The sequence below is a fragment of the Streptomyces sparsus genome, from assembly GCF_054776295.1.
Genome location: NZ_BAAHCA010000008.1, coordinates 1 through 14,221 on the forward strand (window position 1 = coordinate 1; position 14,221 = coordinate 14,221).

General features: G+C 69.2%; 9 protein-coding genes and 1 pseudogene. 5 read left to right on the top strand and 5 right to left on the bottom strand.

The window, feature by feature from the left end; genetic code table 11:
* Window positions 1–284: 284 nt before the first annotated feature.
* The 3 genes and pseudogenes from ACYVE9_RS01535 to ACYVE9_RS01545 all read right to left on the bottom strand — a co-directional run.
* A complete protein-coding gene (locus tag ACYVE9_RS01535; RefSeq protein WP_461025864.1) occupies window positions 285–851 on the bottom strand; it encodes a TetR/AcrR family transcriptional regulator in 567 nt (188 codons plus the stop codon).
* Window positions 852–1,188: 337 nt separating this feature from the next.
* Window positions 1,189–2,031 (bottom strand): RNA polymerase sigma factor WhiG, encoded by an 843-nt coding sequence (whiG, locus tag ACYVE9_RS01540; RefSeq protein ID WP_461025843.1) that lies wholly within the window; start codon window positions 2,029–2,031, stop codon window positions 1,189–1,191.
* A 249-nt stretch (window positions 2,032–2,280) separates the two neighbouring features.
* Window positions 2,281–2,742, bottom strand: a pseudogene (locus ACYVE9_RS01545) (DNA-processing protein DprA); the annotation flags it as partial.
* 356 nt (window positions 2,743–3,098) lie between these two features.
* Between ACYVE9_RS01545 and ACYVE9_RS01550 the strand changes: the two are divergent.
* The 4 genes from ACYVE9_RS01550 to ACYVE9_RS01565 all read left to right on the top strand — a co-directional run bounded on the left by ACYVE9_RS01550 (window position 3,099) and on the right by ACYVE9_RS01565 (window position 8,092).
* Window positions 3,099–4,046, top strand: coding sequence for a tyrosine-type recombinase/integrase (locus ACYVE9_RS01550; RefSeq protein WP_461025844.1), 948 nt, complete (start codon window positions 3,099–3,101; stop codon window positions 4,044–4,046).
* Window positions 4,047–4,123: 77 nt separating this feature from the next.
* Window positions 4,124–6,535: a tyrosine-type recombinase/integrase gene (locus ACYVE9_RS01555; protein ID WP_461025845.1), complete on the top strand. Its 2,412-nt coding sequence runs from the start codon at window positions 4,124–4,126 to the stop codon at window positions 6,533–6,535.
* Complete coding sequence (locus ACYVE9_RS01560; protein ID WP_461025846.1) at window positions 6,532–7,050, top strand: DUF6262 family protein; 519 nt, start codon at window positions 6,532–6,534, stop codon at window positions 7,048–7,050. Before ACYVE9_RS01555 ends, ACYVE9_RS01560 begins: the two co-directional genes overlap by 4 nt.
* 523 nt (window positions 7,051–7,573) lie before the next feature.
* Window positions 7,574–8,092 (top strand): SLOG family protein, encoded by a 519-nt coding sequence (locus ACYVE9_RS01565; RefSeq protein ID WP_461025847.1) that lies wholly within the window; start codon window positions 7,574–7,576, stop codon window positions 8,090–8,092.
* Window positions 8,093–8,529: 437 nt separating this feature from the next.
* Here the strand turns inward: ACYVE9_RS01565 and ACYVE9_RS01570 are convergent, their stop codons facing one another.
* On the bottom strand, window positions 8,530–12,243 hold the full coding sequence (locus ACYVE9_RS01570) for a hypothetical protein (protein ID WP_461025848.1): 3,714 nt from the start codon (window positions 12,241–12,243) through the stop codon (window positions 8,530–8,532).
* 445 nt (window positions 12,244–12,688) lie between these two features.
* Between ACYVE9_RS01570 and ACYVE9_RS01575 the strand changes: the two genes are divergently transcribed.
* Window positions 12,689–13,705 (top strand): hypothetical protein, encoded by a 1,017-nt coding sequence (locus ACYVE9_RS01575; RefSeq protein WP_461025849.1) that lies wholly within the window; start codon window positions 12,689–12,691, stop codon window positions 13,703–13,705.
* A 45-nt stretch (window positions 13,706–13,750) separates the two neighbouring features.
* Here ACYVE9_RS01575 and ACYVE9_RS01580 read toward each other — a convergent pair whose 3' ends face one another.
* Complete coding sequence (locus tag ACYVE9_RS01580) at window positions 13,751–13,978, bottom strand: hypothetical protein (RefSeq protein ID WP_461025850.1); 228 nt, start codon at window positions 13,976–13,978, stop codon at window positions 13,751–13,753.
* Between the last annotated feature and the right edge of the window lie 243 nt (window positions 13,979–14,221).

The following is a 14,221-nucleotide window of genomic DNA, read 5'->3' on the forward strand; positions in this document are numbered from 1 at the left end:
CGCCGGGCCGTGGCGAGAAGCGGACTCGGAGGCCGGGCCAGACCCGGCGGCGCCCACCGTTGACGCAGGTCTCACGCCTTCCGCAGGTACTACGAATTCCACAGACTCCACGACCTCCGCACCGCGCACGCTCTCCGCAGTCCCGGCTGCGGCTCGGCGGGCGGCTCCGGCAGCGAGGCCCGAGCCGCCCTCGTGGCCGGCCGCGCTGGCAGCAGTGGCACTGGCCACCGCAGCCGGCTGGGCGAAGTGGCGGCTACCGCGCGGCAGCCGCGGAGCGGGCAGGGTCAGGGGCGTCGGCCGTTGACGCCGTGCAGCGCCATGGAGACGGCGGCCCGCGTGATGCGGTCGGGATCCTCGGCTGCACCCAGTTCGATGCGGCGCACCGCGGCGTCGACGATGCCCTGCAGCAGCATGGCGGCCAGCCGGGGCTGGTCGTGCCCGAGCTCCTCGAGAGCCTCGACAGTCATGGCGATCAGGCCACCGTGGGCGGCGCGGATCTTCTCCCTGGCGCCCTGGTCGAGCTCACCCGCGGAGATCGCCACGACGGCCCGGTGCCGGCGGTCACCGACCAGTGCGAGCTGGCGGCGTACGTACGCCTCGATCTTCGCCTCAGCCGAGGGAGCAGCCGCCATGGCGGACTCGACCTCGGCAGCCCAGACGGGGAAGTCCGCCGCGCACAGCTCCTCGACGACGGCCGCCCGCGAACGGAAGTACTCGTAGACGGAGGAGCGCGCCAGGCCGGTGCGTTCGGCGAGCGCAGGAAAGGTCAGCGCGTCGGTCCCGCCTTCCGACAGCAGGGAGCGGGCAGCGTCCAGCAGGGCGCTGCGCTGCATGTTCCGGTGCTCGGCCACCGAGGCCGCTCGAATCCTGGGCACGCCACCACCATAGGGCCTGGCTGGTTTTCACGGCAGGGCCGAACACCTGGGGTCACGGCGGGGCGGAAGACCTGGGGCGGGGACGGGAGAAGGAGCTTGCTGCCCGGAGCGGAGTTGACGACGGGCGCGGCTCGAACTCCGGTAGCGGCATTACGCGGGCGGTAGGGCGGGGAGCCTGGGAGTGCGGCCAGGAATTACGTGTGATCGTCCAGGAACCGAGCCGGAGCGGGAGTCCGGGGCCCGGAGTGCCGGAGGCGGGGGCGGGGGCGGGGGCGGAATGAGGTGATCGCCGGCAGCGGTCGGCAGGGACGATTCAGCGTCCGAGCTCGGCGAGTTTGGCCCTGAGCTGCAGTACGGACTTGGTGTGGATCTGACTGACCCGGCTCTCGGTGACCCCGAGGACCTGCCCGATCTCGGAGAGCGTGAGCCCTTCGTAGTAGTAGAGCGTGACGACCGTCTTCTCCCGGTCCGGCAGGGTGTTGACCGCACGGGCCAGCAGCCGGCGCAGCTCCCGGTCCTCGGCGATCTCCACCGGGTTGTCGGCGGCCGTGTCCTCGAGTGTGTCCATCAGGCTCAGCCGGTCGCCGCTTTCACCGCCCACGTGCAGGAGTTCCTCGAGGGCGACGACGTTGGCCAGGGAGAGCTGGCTGAACACACCGTGCAGTTCTTCCAGCTGGATGCCCATCTCGCCGGCGACCTCGGCCTCTGAGGGCGATCGCCTGAGGGAGGCCTCCAGGGTGGCGTAGGCACGCTCCACCGCGCGGGCCTTCTGACGGACCGACCGGGGAATCCAGTCCAGGGCTCTCAGCTCGTCGATCATGGCGCCGCGGATGCGGGTGATCGCGTACGTCTCGAACTTGATCGACCGGTTCGGGTCGAACTTCTCGATGGCGTCGATGAGACCGAAGACGCCGGAGGAGACGAAGTCGGCCTGCTCGACGTTGGCCGGAAGTCCCACGCTGACCCGCCCCGCCACGTACTTCACCAGCGGTGAGTAGTGCAGGATCAGCTGCTCCCGGAGCCGCTCGTCACCGGTGTCCTTGTACGACCGCCACAACTCGTGCAGAGAGCTGGGTGCGGTGGTGCGCGCGGCCGCCACGGCCTGTGGCGGAACCGCCGTGGCCGTGCGTCGGGACCCGGACGTGTGCTGGGGCATTCGTCACCTAGAGCCGTTCTGCCGTGGTCGGAACGTCGGTCAGCAGGAAGAACCTCGTGAGCGTAGCGTCATCAGCGGGTCGCATTGCGCGATGGCCGTTCGATACGGGATGCGCAGATACGTTCCTCGGCACGCACCTCGGAGCTAAGGCGGGCAGCCGCATCGGGCCGCGTCCACACCTGAACGGTGACGTTCTGTGCTCATGTGCTCACTCTTTCACTCGGTCGCTCCAGGTCAAGGACCGATCTGTCACCTGTTGGGGTGTCGGCCGGACGAGTGGACGAGCAGCCAGCGCGCTCCGACCCGTTCGACGAAGCCCAGTGACCGCAACTCCCGCAGCCGGGGCAGCGTGCCCGCGACGGCGGTGCCCGCTGCCTGCGCCAGCCACTCGGCGGTGACCGCACCCTGCGCCGGCAGCGCCTCCAGCAGCCTGGCGGAGACGGGGTGCAGCAGATCCCGGGGAAACGCCGGCCGCTGCGGGACGGGCGCCAGTTCCCCCATGCCGCCCACCAGCTCGATCACCTCCGCGGCACTGCCGATCACCGTGCCCTCGGCCCTCAGCAGTTGGTGCACGCCGGCGGAGAGCCGTGACGTCACCGGCCCGGGCACCCCCATGACGTACCGATCGAGCTCCGCGGCCCGCCGTGCGGTGACCAGCGAGCCGCTGCGGTGCTCCGCCTCGACGACGACCGTCCCGCGCGTCAGCGCGGCGTTCTATGGGGGGCTGCCGGGTGTTGTGTGACGTGGCGCGAGGGGTCCTCGTTGATGAGCGGGACTCGTTCTCGGGGGGTGTGGCTCTCTGTGGCGAGTTGCTGCACAGCTACATGTAGAAGGAGTTACGTATGCGGGCCTTCCCCGTCGTGCTGCCGTCGGGCGCTCGGTATTGGACCGTCGTCGACGATGAAGCTCGCCCTATTCCCATCCCTGATCAGTGGCTTCGGCACCTCCGTTTCGGCAAGGGCCGGGCGGAGAGTACGACGAAGGCTCACGCTGGTGGGGCATCTCTGTACCTGATCTGGTGCCTGGTCACTGGCCGTGACTGGCGACTGGCCGCCAGGGACATAGGGTTGTTCATCCTCTGGTTGAAGTGGACGCCCACCCGGCGGCCAGGTGGGGACGTTCGCGCGAACGCCGACGGCGACTCGATTGTGGTCTTCGGCCCTGGGTCGGCAACGGTCAGGAAAGAACGCCGAATTAACGGCGTCCTGACCGCGGTCCGCGGGCTGCTGGCCTACGCCGTGTCGGTCGGCGAGGCTCCGCAGTGGGTGCTCGGGCAGATCTACGAGCTGGGCGACGCCTCGGACCTGCCGCTGGAAGCTCAGGGCGAGGACAGCCGACTGCACTATCGCCTCAGTGCCCGGCACCGGCTCCAAGAGCCCGAGACCGAGGTAGACCGGGCGAGCGACGAGGAACTGGTGTCGATGTTCCTGGCCTGCCGCAACGCCCGCGACCGGCTGATCGTCCTCCTGCTGGGCCGTGTCGGCTTGCGCCGAGGCCAGGCAGCCGGACTGCACCGGTCCGACTGCCACCTCCTGCCGGACTCGAAGGCCCTGGGCTGCCGGCATGCAGGCGCCCACCTGCACGTCGTCCGGCGCCAGAACCAGAACGGCGCCTGGTCGAAGTCCCGCAAGGAGTGGAGTCAGCCGATCGACTTCCTGGTTGTCCAGGCTTTCGACCAGTACTTCGACGAGCGCTACGAGCTACTCGGCAGCGGCGGCAGCGACTTCCTCCTAGTGAACCTGTTCCGCGAGCCGCTGGGCGAACCGATGCCGCCGGACGCGATCAACGAGCTCTACGACGAGCTCAACCGCCGGGCTGGACTGTCCCGGAAGGTCGCTCCGCACATGAGCCGACATGCCGCGGGCAGCAACTGGGCGGACGCCGGCGCCACGCTCGACGAGGTCCAGGCCCTGCTCGGCCAGAAGCACCCGGAGTCCGCTCGCCCCTATATTCATCCGGCGGCGGAGCGGCTGCGGGTCGCAGTCGAGCGTGTCCCCTCTCCCCGGGTTCGGTGATCGCCATGTCCACCGCGATCGCTCCTCTTCCTCTCCCTGCGACTCCTGACGCCGCCGATTCGCGGACCTCGCTGATCATGCGGTCCCTCAACCCGGACTTTCTGCAGGCCATCAACTGGAACTGGGACCTACGAGTGGTTCACTTTCCCTCCGACCACCCGGTCCTGGCCCAGGGCTGTTGCGAGGTCGCCGGTTGCCAGAAGCGGGTCGACCGCGCCGGACGCCTGTGCTCCGCCTGCCACGAGCACTGGCAGGTATCCGGGCTGGACAAGGACGCGTTCATCACGACGTCGCGGCGGACCTGGCGGTGCATCGGCCAGTCCCGCTGCCAGGTCCCCGACTGCGAACGCCCCCGCAGGACCGCGCGATCGGGACTCTGCGACGCCCACCACTTCCACAAGGCCAAGCGCGGACTGTCGCTGCAGGCCTTCCTCGCGCTGCCGGAACTGACGCCGATGCCGGGATTCGGCGGCTGCCGAGTCGCCGCCTGCTACCGCGACCGGCACAGTCCCACCATCGACTACTGCTCCGCCCACCTGCAGCGTCTCCAACTCGCCCGCCGCCGCGGCACATTCGACGGCGACGAGGACCGCTGGCGCCGGATGATGTCGTCGGTCGCGGTGTCCGGCGAGGTCAGCCTCCGCGGGCTCCCGCTGCGGATCGTCGCCGAACTCCTGCTGGGCTTTCAGGCCCGCACCGCAGGCGGCGTCCGCACTCACGACCACTGGCTCCGCCAGCTCGGCGACAAGGCGCGCGTCCTGGGACTGACCACGATCGAGGACTGGGGCACAGACAGCCTGAACAAGACGGACCGCGGGCTGGTCAGGGGCTGCCAGCAAGTCCTGTCCCGCCTCGGCTCGACGCCCGAGACCGAGCGGACCAAGGACGTCTGGGACCTGGCTGTCTTCGGCTTCTCGGGCACCCTCAACTTCACCGAGATTCGCCAGCTGGCCTTACACGAGGCCGTCAAGGTCTGGGCTTACAACGACATCGCCCGCCGCCGCGGCCGCGGAGCCAGAAGCGCTATGCAGTCGTTTATCAACGCAATCGCACTTCTGTCGGAAAGTCTGTGGCTGCAACGCGACGACCACGGCAACGACCACCGGCTCCTCGGCCGCACAGACGTGCTGAGTTTCTGCAACCGGCTCGGGTTCCTCACCGAGAACGGCGAGGTCAGCCAGGCGAGCCGGTGCTCGATCGCCCGGAAGGTCCGGCAAGTTCTCTCCTGGATGCGTACGTCGGGCCTGACCCGTCCAGGTCAGCCCTTGGACGGCCTGCCGCCGGACTTCGCACTGACGATGGAGGACATGCCCGACGAGCCGGAGGACACCGAGGCTGGCCGGGACCTGCCCGAGGAGGTCATGCAGCAGCTCTGCGACAACCTGGACCTGCTGGAAGCAAGCAGCAACCGGGAAGTACGGGTCTGCGTCGAGGTCCTGATCGACACCGGCCGCCGGTCTGACGAGGCCGCCAGCCTGAGATGGGACTGTCTCGACAAGGACCCCGACGGGACGATCGTCCTGCTCTACGACAACAACAAGTCCTTCCGCCTGGGCCGGCGCCTGCCGATCGCTAAGGAGACGGCCGCGGTGATCACCGCCCAGCAGCAGCGGACCCGCGAACGCTTCCCGGACACGCCGGTTGACCAGCTCAGGCTGTTCCCCACCCACCGGGCCAATCCGGACGGCAGCAAGCCCATCAAGACCATCTGGGGACCGCACCGATCCTGGGTCGACAAGTTGCCCGACTTCATGGTCCCGATGGAGGTCCTCGAGAACGGCAACCCGGTGGTCAGGATGCTGCCGTTCGACAAGTCTCGGATCTTTCCCTACGCCTACCGGCACTCCTACGCACAACGACATGCTGACCGCGGCACCCCGGTTGACGTACTAAACGTTTTGATGGACCACCGTCAACTATCCACGACTCAGGGCTACTACCGCGTCACGCAGGAACGGCGCCGTGAAGCCGTCGACCGGGTTGCCGCCCTGCAGTTTGACCGGCACGGCAACCGCGTCTGGAGAAAAGTACAGGGACTCATGGAATCCGAACACGTCCGCCGCGCGATCGGCGAGGTCTCCGTCCCCTACGGCATTTGCCTGGAACCGTCGAACGTCGCCGCGGGCGGTCACAGCTGCCCGCTTCGCTTCCGCTGCGTCGGCTGCGAGCACTACCGAACCGACGTCTCCTACCTTCCGGACCTTGAGGCCCACCTCAATGACCTGCTGCGAAGCCGTGAGCGGCTAATGTCCACCTTCGAGGCCGACGACTGGGCCAAGAGCGAGGCCAGCCCGTCCGACGAGGAAATCCGACGCATCCGCCGACTGATCGAGCGGGTCAAGGCCGACCTCGACGACCTCAGCGTCGAGGAGCGCAACCAGATCGAGGCCGCCGTCGCCACTGTTCGCCGGGGACGCCCCGTGATGCTCGGCATGCCCCGACGGGTCAGCCAGCCCCTGCCCACCATCCGGCCGGGACGGCCCGCATGACCAACGCGATGGCCGACGGCCGGAAGGCCGACTCCGCCCGCCGACGTCAGCGCGTGATCAAGGCGATCAACAACGCACGGAAGGCAGGCGACACGATCAGCGTCTCCTCGATCGCCCGGCAGGCTGCCGTGGACCGCACGTTCCTCTATCGCCACAAAGATCTCTTGGCTCAGGTCCACGCCGCCGAGCTGGAACCGACCGGCTCTGCCGGCGTTTCCCCGGTCAGCCGCGCGTCACTGCAGACCGACCTGGCCAACGCCCAAGCCCGCAACACCCGGCTAGCGGCCCAGGTTCAGCAGCTGCAACGACGACTATCGGAGGCGATGGGCGAGCAGGTCTGGAGGGAATCAGGGCTCGGGGCTCCAGCCGACCTCGACGCACTGGGGCGGACAGTTACGCGCCTGGAACAGAAAAATGTCGAGCTCAAACGCGAGTTGGAAGACGTCCGGACCGATCTTGATGCGGCGCGGGCGGCCAACCGTGACCTCACCAGGGCTCTGAACCAGCGCGGCTGAACGGAAGTCCAAGTGATCCTGGAAGGCGACGAGCAGTTGCGGACGGTTTCCGAGAAGCATCCGTGTGTTCCGCTCCGGGCCTGCCATACGCCACTGTGTCGGCCGGGAACGCCGCTCGGCAGCCCAGTCGACCGGGTGGCATCGGTGGCGTTCAGACCCCAGCGCATGCTGTTCGCACCAGTCGTGAGCGGCCAGGTCCGCCCCATCGTTCTCTAGCCGGTCTGCTTGTGCTGCTCTGCACCCTCCCGGCGCTGCAACAGGTTGACGACCGAGCTCCGACCTCGGTTCTGCTCATCCGGGGACCAGAGGTGGAATGTCCTCTTTGACGACGCGCGGCCAGATTGCCGGGCCCTGGAGGGAAGGGCGTGCGCTGGGGCGTGGCTTTCCTCGTTCGCTTCTCTTCTCATCCATTGACGTGCGCGGCCGCACGGTTGCACTCATCCATGAGACCTGGAGGCTTCAGTACGGTGGGCGGACGTCAGCGCTGGATGCCAGGCTTGCGGGTGGAAGGCAAGGTGAGACCGTGCTAGAGCTGGCAGAAGGCCGGGTCCTGGTGTGCGGTAGCCGCCGGTGGCCGTGGCCGACGACGGTCGAAACCGTCCTGGAGCGGCTCGCCGATCGCTATGGTGACCGGCTCGTGGTGATCGAGGGGTGCGCGAGCGGGGCGGACGCCGCCGCATGCCGATGGTGCCGTCGCAGCGGCCTCGGCGACGACCGGCATCGATGTCACCCGGTCGACTGGGCCGCCGCGAAACGTGAGCGCTCACGGGACTGGCGGATGGCGGGGCCGGAGCGGAACACACGGATGCTGCTGCAGGAGCGTCCGGAGCTGGTGATCGCCTTCCATGATCACTTTGTTCCTGTCAGCGGTGGAACCTCAGATATGTGCTTGCGTGCGTTGCTCAGCGACGTCCCGGTGTGGTTGGTGCCGAGCCGAGACGTGCAGGTCGGCGCGTGGCTGAGGCCTGGGGTCTTCCCGGAAGAACGGGCCCAGCGACTGCGAGGCGAGCTTGCCGCCGCCCGCGCCGGGTCGAAGGGCTGATCGAGCCTGGTTCCGGAGCGCGTGCCGTTCGTCTGGGTGTGGCTTTGCCCCGGCGACTTCCGAAATCGGCCGTCATGCTGGGGCTGGGGGCGCTTGCGGTCGCCGGGGCTTGGTGGCTCGTACGACGGATGACGGCCATGCGGATCGTGACCGCCGTGCTCGCCATCCTTGTCCTGCTGGCCGGTGGCGCCGGCCTGTACCGCGTTGGGCCGATGCTCTCCTGCTGGGGCTCGGACCGAATCACTCGCGGCCGAGGGCGCCTATCTTTGCTACGACTTCTGAGCAGAGCCGACTCGGCCCCCGGCTCACCGACGGCCCGCCGCTCACAGAGCTTCCCCAGTCCGTCGTGGGCCGGCCGTCGCGGCCGACGCCTCACCATCCTGGAACGGCGACGCGATGGTTCGTGTGGCGGACCTGGCGGGGCTGGTTGGCAGGCGTCACTGGGGTGGCGGTGGGAGCGGTACCCAGCCCGGCTCGGGGTCGTCAGCGCGGGTGAGGACCGCTGTGAGGCGGTCGGCGGTGGTGTAGGGGACGCGGGGGTCAGCGAGGAAGGCGGCCGGCTCGATGGTGCGGGTGACCATCAGCGGCAGGACACGCCAGGGCTGCTCGCCGTAGACGCCGCAGGCGGCTGCCGCGGGGCTGACGTGGGCGGCGACGGTGGCGGCTTTGGAGAACAGCTTGTCCCGGTAGCGGGCAGTGAACTTCTTCATGTGCTGTTGCAGGGCATGGGAAGCCACGGCTCCGGTGGGGTTCTTCGCCTCGATCACCCACAGGCGGCCCCTGTCCGGGTCGGCGACCAGCAGGTCGATCTCGCCGACCAGGCCGGGGACACCGACTTCGGCGGCGGTCTTCTCCAGCAGGCGAAATCGATGCGGCAGTTGTGCCGCACGGGCGGCGTCCCGTACGTCCCGTTCCAGGCGCTGGTCGAGCTGCTGACGGTGGCGGGCGAGGGCCTGGCCGACGGGGGCGGGCAGTTCGGGGTGCGGCAGGCGGCCCTCATCGAGGTAGGCGGCGTAGGCCTCGCGGGAGGCATGGGCGAGCCAGGGCAGGACGAGCAGCTCCTCCCCCTCGGCGATGAGGGGGTGGGTCAGGGGCCGGCTGCGGCGCTCGACTTCGGTGTAGGAGTGGTCGCCGGTGCCGGCGGCGTTGCCGGGATGCAGGCGCAGGCGGTCGACGGCGGCGTGGAGTTGGTCGGTGGGAAGGCGGGACCAGGCGGCGCTCTCGGCGACCAGGTTCTCGGTCGTCACCGTGGCGATGCCGCTGTCGTCGGTGGGCCAGTCCGCAGCGGTGGCGAGCACGGCTCCGAGTGCGTCCAGGCTGCATCCCCAGTGCTGGATGAGGAGCCGGTCGGCGTGGGCGAGCTGGCTTCCCGCAGGGAGAGCAGCTGCGGTGAAGTCGTTGGGGGTGCGGTCGGTCGGGTGGGTCAGGATCGCGGCCGCGTCGAGGGGTTCGGGCTCGGCGCTGGTGGCGGCGTTGATCATCCGCTGCTGGCGGGCGCGGTGGTAGGCGTCGGCGTCGAAGCCGAGATGATCGCACTCGGTTGCCTGGGCTGGTTCGGTGGGAGTGTCGGGGCCGGTGGTGAGGGTGAACAGGCCGCTGGGGTCGATGGTTACCTCGACGTCGTGGAGGCGGCGGGCGGCGGCGGCCGCGGTGATGCCGGTGTCGAGGACGAGTTCGGCGAGTGCGACAAGTTCGGCGACGACCAGCACGTCGACGGGCTGACCGCCGGTGGGCGCGGTGACGAGGGCTTGCTGCAGCAGCATCTGCAGCGCGGAGGTGGCCGTGGCGGTGTCTTTGTATCGGCGGCTGGCTTCTGCGGTCCAGTTTTGCGCCCAGGGTGCTGCGAGGTTCGCCGCGGTCTCAGTGAGCGCACGAGTGCGGTGGGACCAGGCGGCGTTTAGGTGCCGCGCGAGTTCGCCGAGCAGCGCCGCCTGGTGGCCGCTGATCTGGTCGGCGAGGGCCCCTTCCAGGGCGTGCAGGAGCTGCTCGGCGGGGCCGACGGGGCGGCAGGCGTCGGGGCCGCGCCAGGTGCCGGCCGGCACGCGGGCGCGGCGGAGGGCCGCGGCTGCGGTGCGCAGGGCGCGGGTGTGCAGGTGCGGGGTGCGCGGCAGCGTGTAGGCGGGGGCGTTGGGGGGCCAGAAGTGGGTGATACCGGTCAGGCGCAGGAGGGGGCGAGCGGTGTTCCAGGCGGTGGTGAAGGTGTCGGCGGCGGTGCCGGGCTCGGCGGCGCGGCCGGTGCGGACTTGGGTGATGAGTTCGTGAGCGAGCTGGCCCAGGATGCGGTGTCCCTGGTGGCCGTCGCCGGCGAAGGCCACCAGCAGCGGCGGGTCGACGACGATGCTGATGCGTGCGGCAGCGGGGTCTGCGCCGGCGCGCAGGAGGCGCCGCTCCCCCACGTCGGCGTTGTCCGCGCCGTCTGGTGCGCCGGCGGGGACTTGGTAGGGATCGTCAGAGACGGTTACTTCGACGATGAGGGGCGAGCCGTCGGGGAGCGTCGCGTGCGCGGTGACCGGTTCGAGGGTGGTCAGGGTGGTGCGCAGGGAGTCGGCGAGGCTGGCCATGGCGCTCGCATCGAGTGGGGCGCCGGGCCGCTGCGAGGGGACGGCGACGATAGCCAGTGGGGGGACGGTGGCCGTGCGGATCAGGAGGGTTCCGTCGGAGGCGCGGTACTCGAGGTCGGTGTAGATACCGGCGCCACCGGGGTCCGGCGGGAAGTGCCGGGCGCGCGCGAAGTCCCGCACGCTCGGTAGGCCAGCGGCCCGGAGGAGGCGGTCGGTGCCGGCGTGTGCTGCGGCGCGTTCCCAGACCTCGTCGTGGTCGGTGACGGAGGCGACGGCGACGCCGCTGCTGTCGGGGCCGGGGAGCAGCAGAGTGGAATTGCGGTGCCAGTTGGACCAGGCGTCGAGGGCGTCTTCGTAGAACACACCGCGTACGCCCGGGTGCTCGGTGAGCTCCAGGACGAACAGCGCCAGCAGCGTCGGATCCCCCTCCGTGTGGTGGAGGATCTCAGCGACCTCCTCTACGTGGAGAAAGGCGGTGCCGCTAATCAGTTCTGGCCCCAGGACGCGGGGCCCGCCGTAGACGACGAGCCGGCCGCGGCCCGGCGGTGCGTCGGCCAGGGAAGCCCGGCCCTCTTCCACGCGTGAGCCGAGGGTGCCTGCGGTGATCGCGCTGACGACGGCGATGTCATAGCGGTGGGTCGGCGAGGACAGGCGGCACACCGATTCAAGGCGGGCGGGGATGTGGTCCAGGCCGAGGAGCTGAGTGAGCCGGGCTACGGTCGCCACCTGCAATCGTGCCTCGGCGGCGGGCAGTTCGTGCGGCGGGAGCTCGTCGAGAAGACGGGCGACGGCAGGGGCGATGGCGTCGGTCGCCGCGCCGGCGGGGACGGGCAGGCAGCGGCCGTGCGCGCTGAGGGCTAGGACGGGCCCGAGCAGCGGGGTGTCGGGGTGGTAGCGCAGCGGCAGGGCCTTGATCGGGCGGGTCAGCCAGTCCAGGGCACGTCCGGCGCGCTCCGGGTGCCGGCAGGTGGGGAGGAGGTCTGCGGGGTCGGCAGTCGCGATCGCGGTGGCGGCGGAGACTTCGGTCGGGATGAGGTGGCAGGAGACCTGCTCGTCGGTGGCCCCGGTGAGGGGACCGGACCAGGCGGGGGTGAGGGCGGTCAGCGCCCGGTCGGTGATGCGCAGGGCCAGCTCAAGGACGTCGGCGATCCCGAATCCGGCGGCTTCGCGGAGGGGTTCATCGGTGGCCAGTGCTGTGAGCTGCAGGCTGCGCAGGACGAGGAGGGGGTGGGCGAGCTGCCCCGGGTGGACCAGAAGCGACTCACCCGCGAGGTGATGGCGTACGCCGGCGCGCAGGTCGCTGGGTTGGCGGCCGGTGACGATTCCGCGTCCCGGGGCGGCATCCGCGACGGCCTTGACCAGGCGGGGCAGGTCCTCGGCGCCGGCGGGCGTGCCGGAGCGGCGCGGGCTGCGCAGTACGCGGGTGAACATCAGCAGCAAGTGATCGTGAAGACGCTGGCAGTCGGGCGAGGTGAGCGCGGCCTGCGACAGCACGATCAGGGAGTCGGTGGAGTACGGGGCCAGGGCACGGTCGAGGGCCTTCCATTCAACGCGGCGGTGTGCGGCGGAGGTGGGCGTGTTCGAGGGCATGGTGTGTTTCCTGGTCTGCTGCCTGGCTGATCCGACGCAACAGCCTTGCAGGCGGGCCGCCGCGTGTAGGGCGGGTTTGACCGATCGCTGTGGGTGTGCTGCGTAGGAGGTCAGGCACATGCGACCTCGAACGACGGGGCTGGGTGGTGGGACATGGGAGTGGCTCCGGGTTCCAGGAAGGCGGGCCGGAGCGGGTCGGTCAGGTCCCAACCGCGCCATCGCTCGTCGAGCAGTTCAGCGGTGCCCGAAGCCGACAGGTTCGCGGATTCCTGAGACCCTGTCGCGCCGAACCCAGAGGTGTCGGAAGTCTTCAGGGCGGAGAGACCGTCGGGTTGCCTCCTTCCAAGATCGGGATACACCAGCTGAATCACTCGTTGCCGGACGGGCTTCGCGCAACGGGAAAAGTACGATGCATCAGGCGACCGGGCGACCTAGCATCGCGGGCATGGCAACGCCCCTTCCGCTGATGGTCTATCTCGACCTGAACCACTGGTATGCCCTCGGGGACGCACTCGCGGGCGCTCCCCAGAACCCCGACCACGTCACGGCCCTGAAGCAGTTCCAGGGCCACGTCGAGCGGGGAGAGGTCATGTTTCCGCTCTCGACCGTGCATTACATGGAGTTGACCGAGAATCCCCGTGACACTCACCGGCAGCGGGCAGCAGACGCGATGGCCCTGTTATCCAGGTTCGTGACTATGGCCCCCGAGTCCACGATCCTGGATGAGGAACTGGCGCAGGAGCTCAACCGTCGGCTCGGCCGCCCCGCCTTCCCCATGAAGGTGACGAAGTTCGGCATCGGCGTGGGGTTCGCGTTCGGCGAGGCGAAGCGGATGGTACTGAAGGGGATCACGGAGGAGATCCGCCAGGAGTTGGAGACCCGGCTGGGGATGTCGGTGGCGGAGTTCGAGGCCTCAGCGAACGCGACCGCCGAGTACTGGGTCCTGAGGGGGCCGTCGGGGACGCTTAGGTCCGCAATCCCAACCTACGATCCCTATGCGGCCCGGCGTGTCGCGGACGCTCAGCTCGCCGACTTCAGCGTCATGATCAACACGCTGCGGACCGACCCGGAAATCGCCAAGCGACCGATGGACGCCATCTGTGCCCGCCATCTCGGCTTCGACATCATCGACAACTACACCCGTGCGCTCATGAGCGCTGGCTTCGTGAAGCAGAGCCCGTTTCACAGCCGGGCTGACCTCACCGACTTCCTGACGGCACTTCCGTCTCGTAAGGTCGTCACGAAGATGCACTTCCACTACCTCAAGGACGTGCACCGGAACTGGACGATCAACGATCTGCGCGACATAGCCGCGCTGTCGATCGCGATTCCGTACTGCGACATGGTCGTCACGGACAAGAAGGCGTGGGACACCGCGGTCAACCGTGCCCACCTCGACAAGGACTTCAACACTCCGATCTTCAGCAGCCTTACCGACCTCGCGAAGCACCTGGCGGTCTGACTGCCTCGTGGTCTCCGGCGGCGTGCCGCCGGAGACCTGCACTGGTCAGGCCTGTGTCCGGTCCTGTTTGAAGCGGTGTGGATGTGCAGCCTGGAGATACTTCATTACGGTTGCATCCGAGATCCCGAACACACGCATGAGGTTGATTCGGTCTTCGGCCTGATCAGCCTCGTCAAGGAAACAATCGCTGCGGAGTTCGCTCGCCTGAAGACCGAGCTGGCGCACGATCCGCTGGTAGGCGTACTTCCAGATAGTGCAGGCCTTCGCGTTCAACGGCGAGGCCGTCGTCGACGATCCGATCCAAGCGGCGGGTGACGATGGTGCGGTGCAGACCGGTGGCGTCCTGCAACTGGGCGCCACTGGCTCCCTCGGGCGCGTCCAAACAGGCCAGCAGGCGCGCACCGCTAGTGCCGTGGGCGCAGTGGCGGAAGGCATCGTGTCCCATCACCTCGACCAGCGCGGCGGTCTTGAGAGCGGTGTGCGGGAGGCGCTCGCACAGACGCAGCCGGACGGCGA

Excerpts from the sequence above, each read along its gene's own strand:
- whiG (WP_461025843.1), bottom strand. The coding sequence starts at position 2,031 with ATGCCCCAGCACACGTCCGGGTCCCGACGCACGGCCACGGCGGTTCCG.
- ACYVE9_RS01555 (WP_461025845.1), top strand. The coding sequence starts at position 4,124 with ATGCGGTCCCTCAACCCGGACTTTCTGCAGGCCATCAACTGGAACTGG.
- ACYVE9_RS01570 (WP_461025848.1), bottom strand. The coding sequence starts at position 12,243 with ATGCCCTCGAACACGCCCACCTCCGCCGCACACCGCCGCGTTGAATGG.
- ACYVE9_RS01560 (WP_461025846.1), top strand. The coding sequence starts at position 6,532 with ATGACCAACGCGATGGCCGACGGCCGGAAGGCCGACTCCGCCCGCCGA.
- ACYVE9_RS01575 (WP_461025849.1), top strand. The coding sequence starts at position 12,689 with ATGGCAACGCCCCTTCCGCTGATGGTCTATCTCGACCTGAACCACTGG.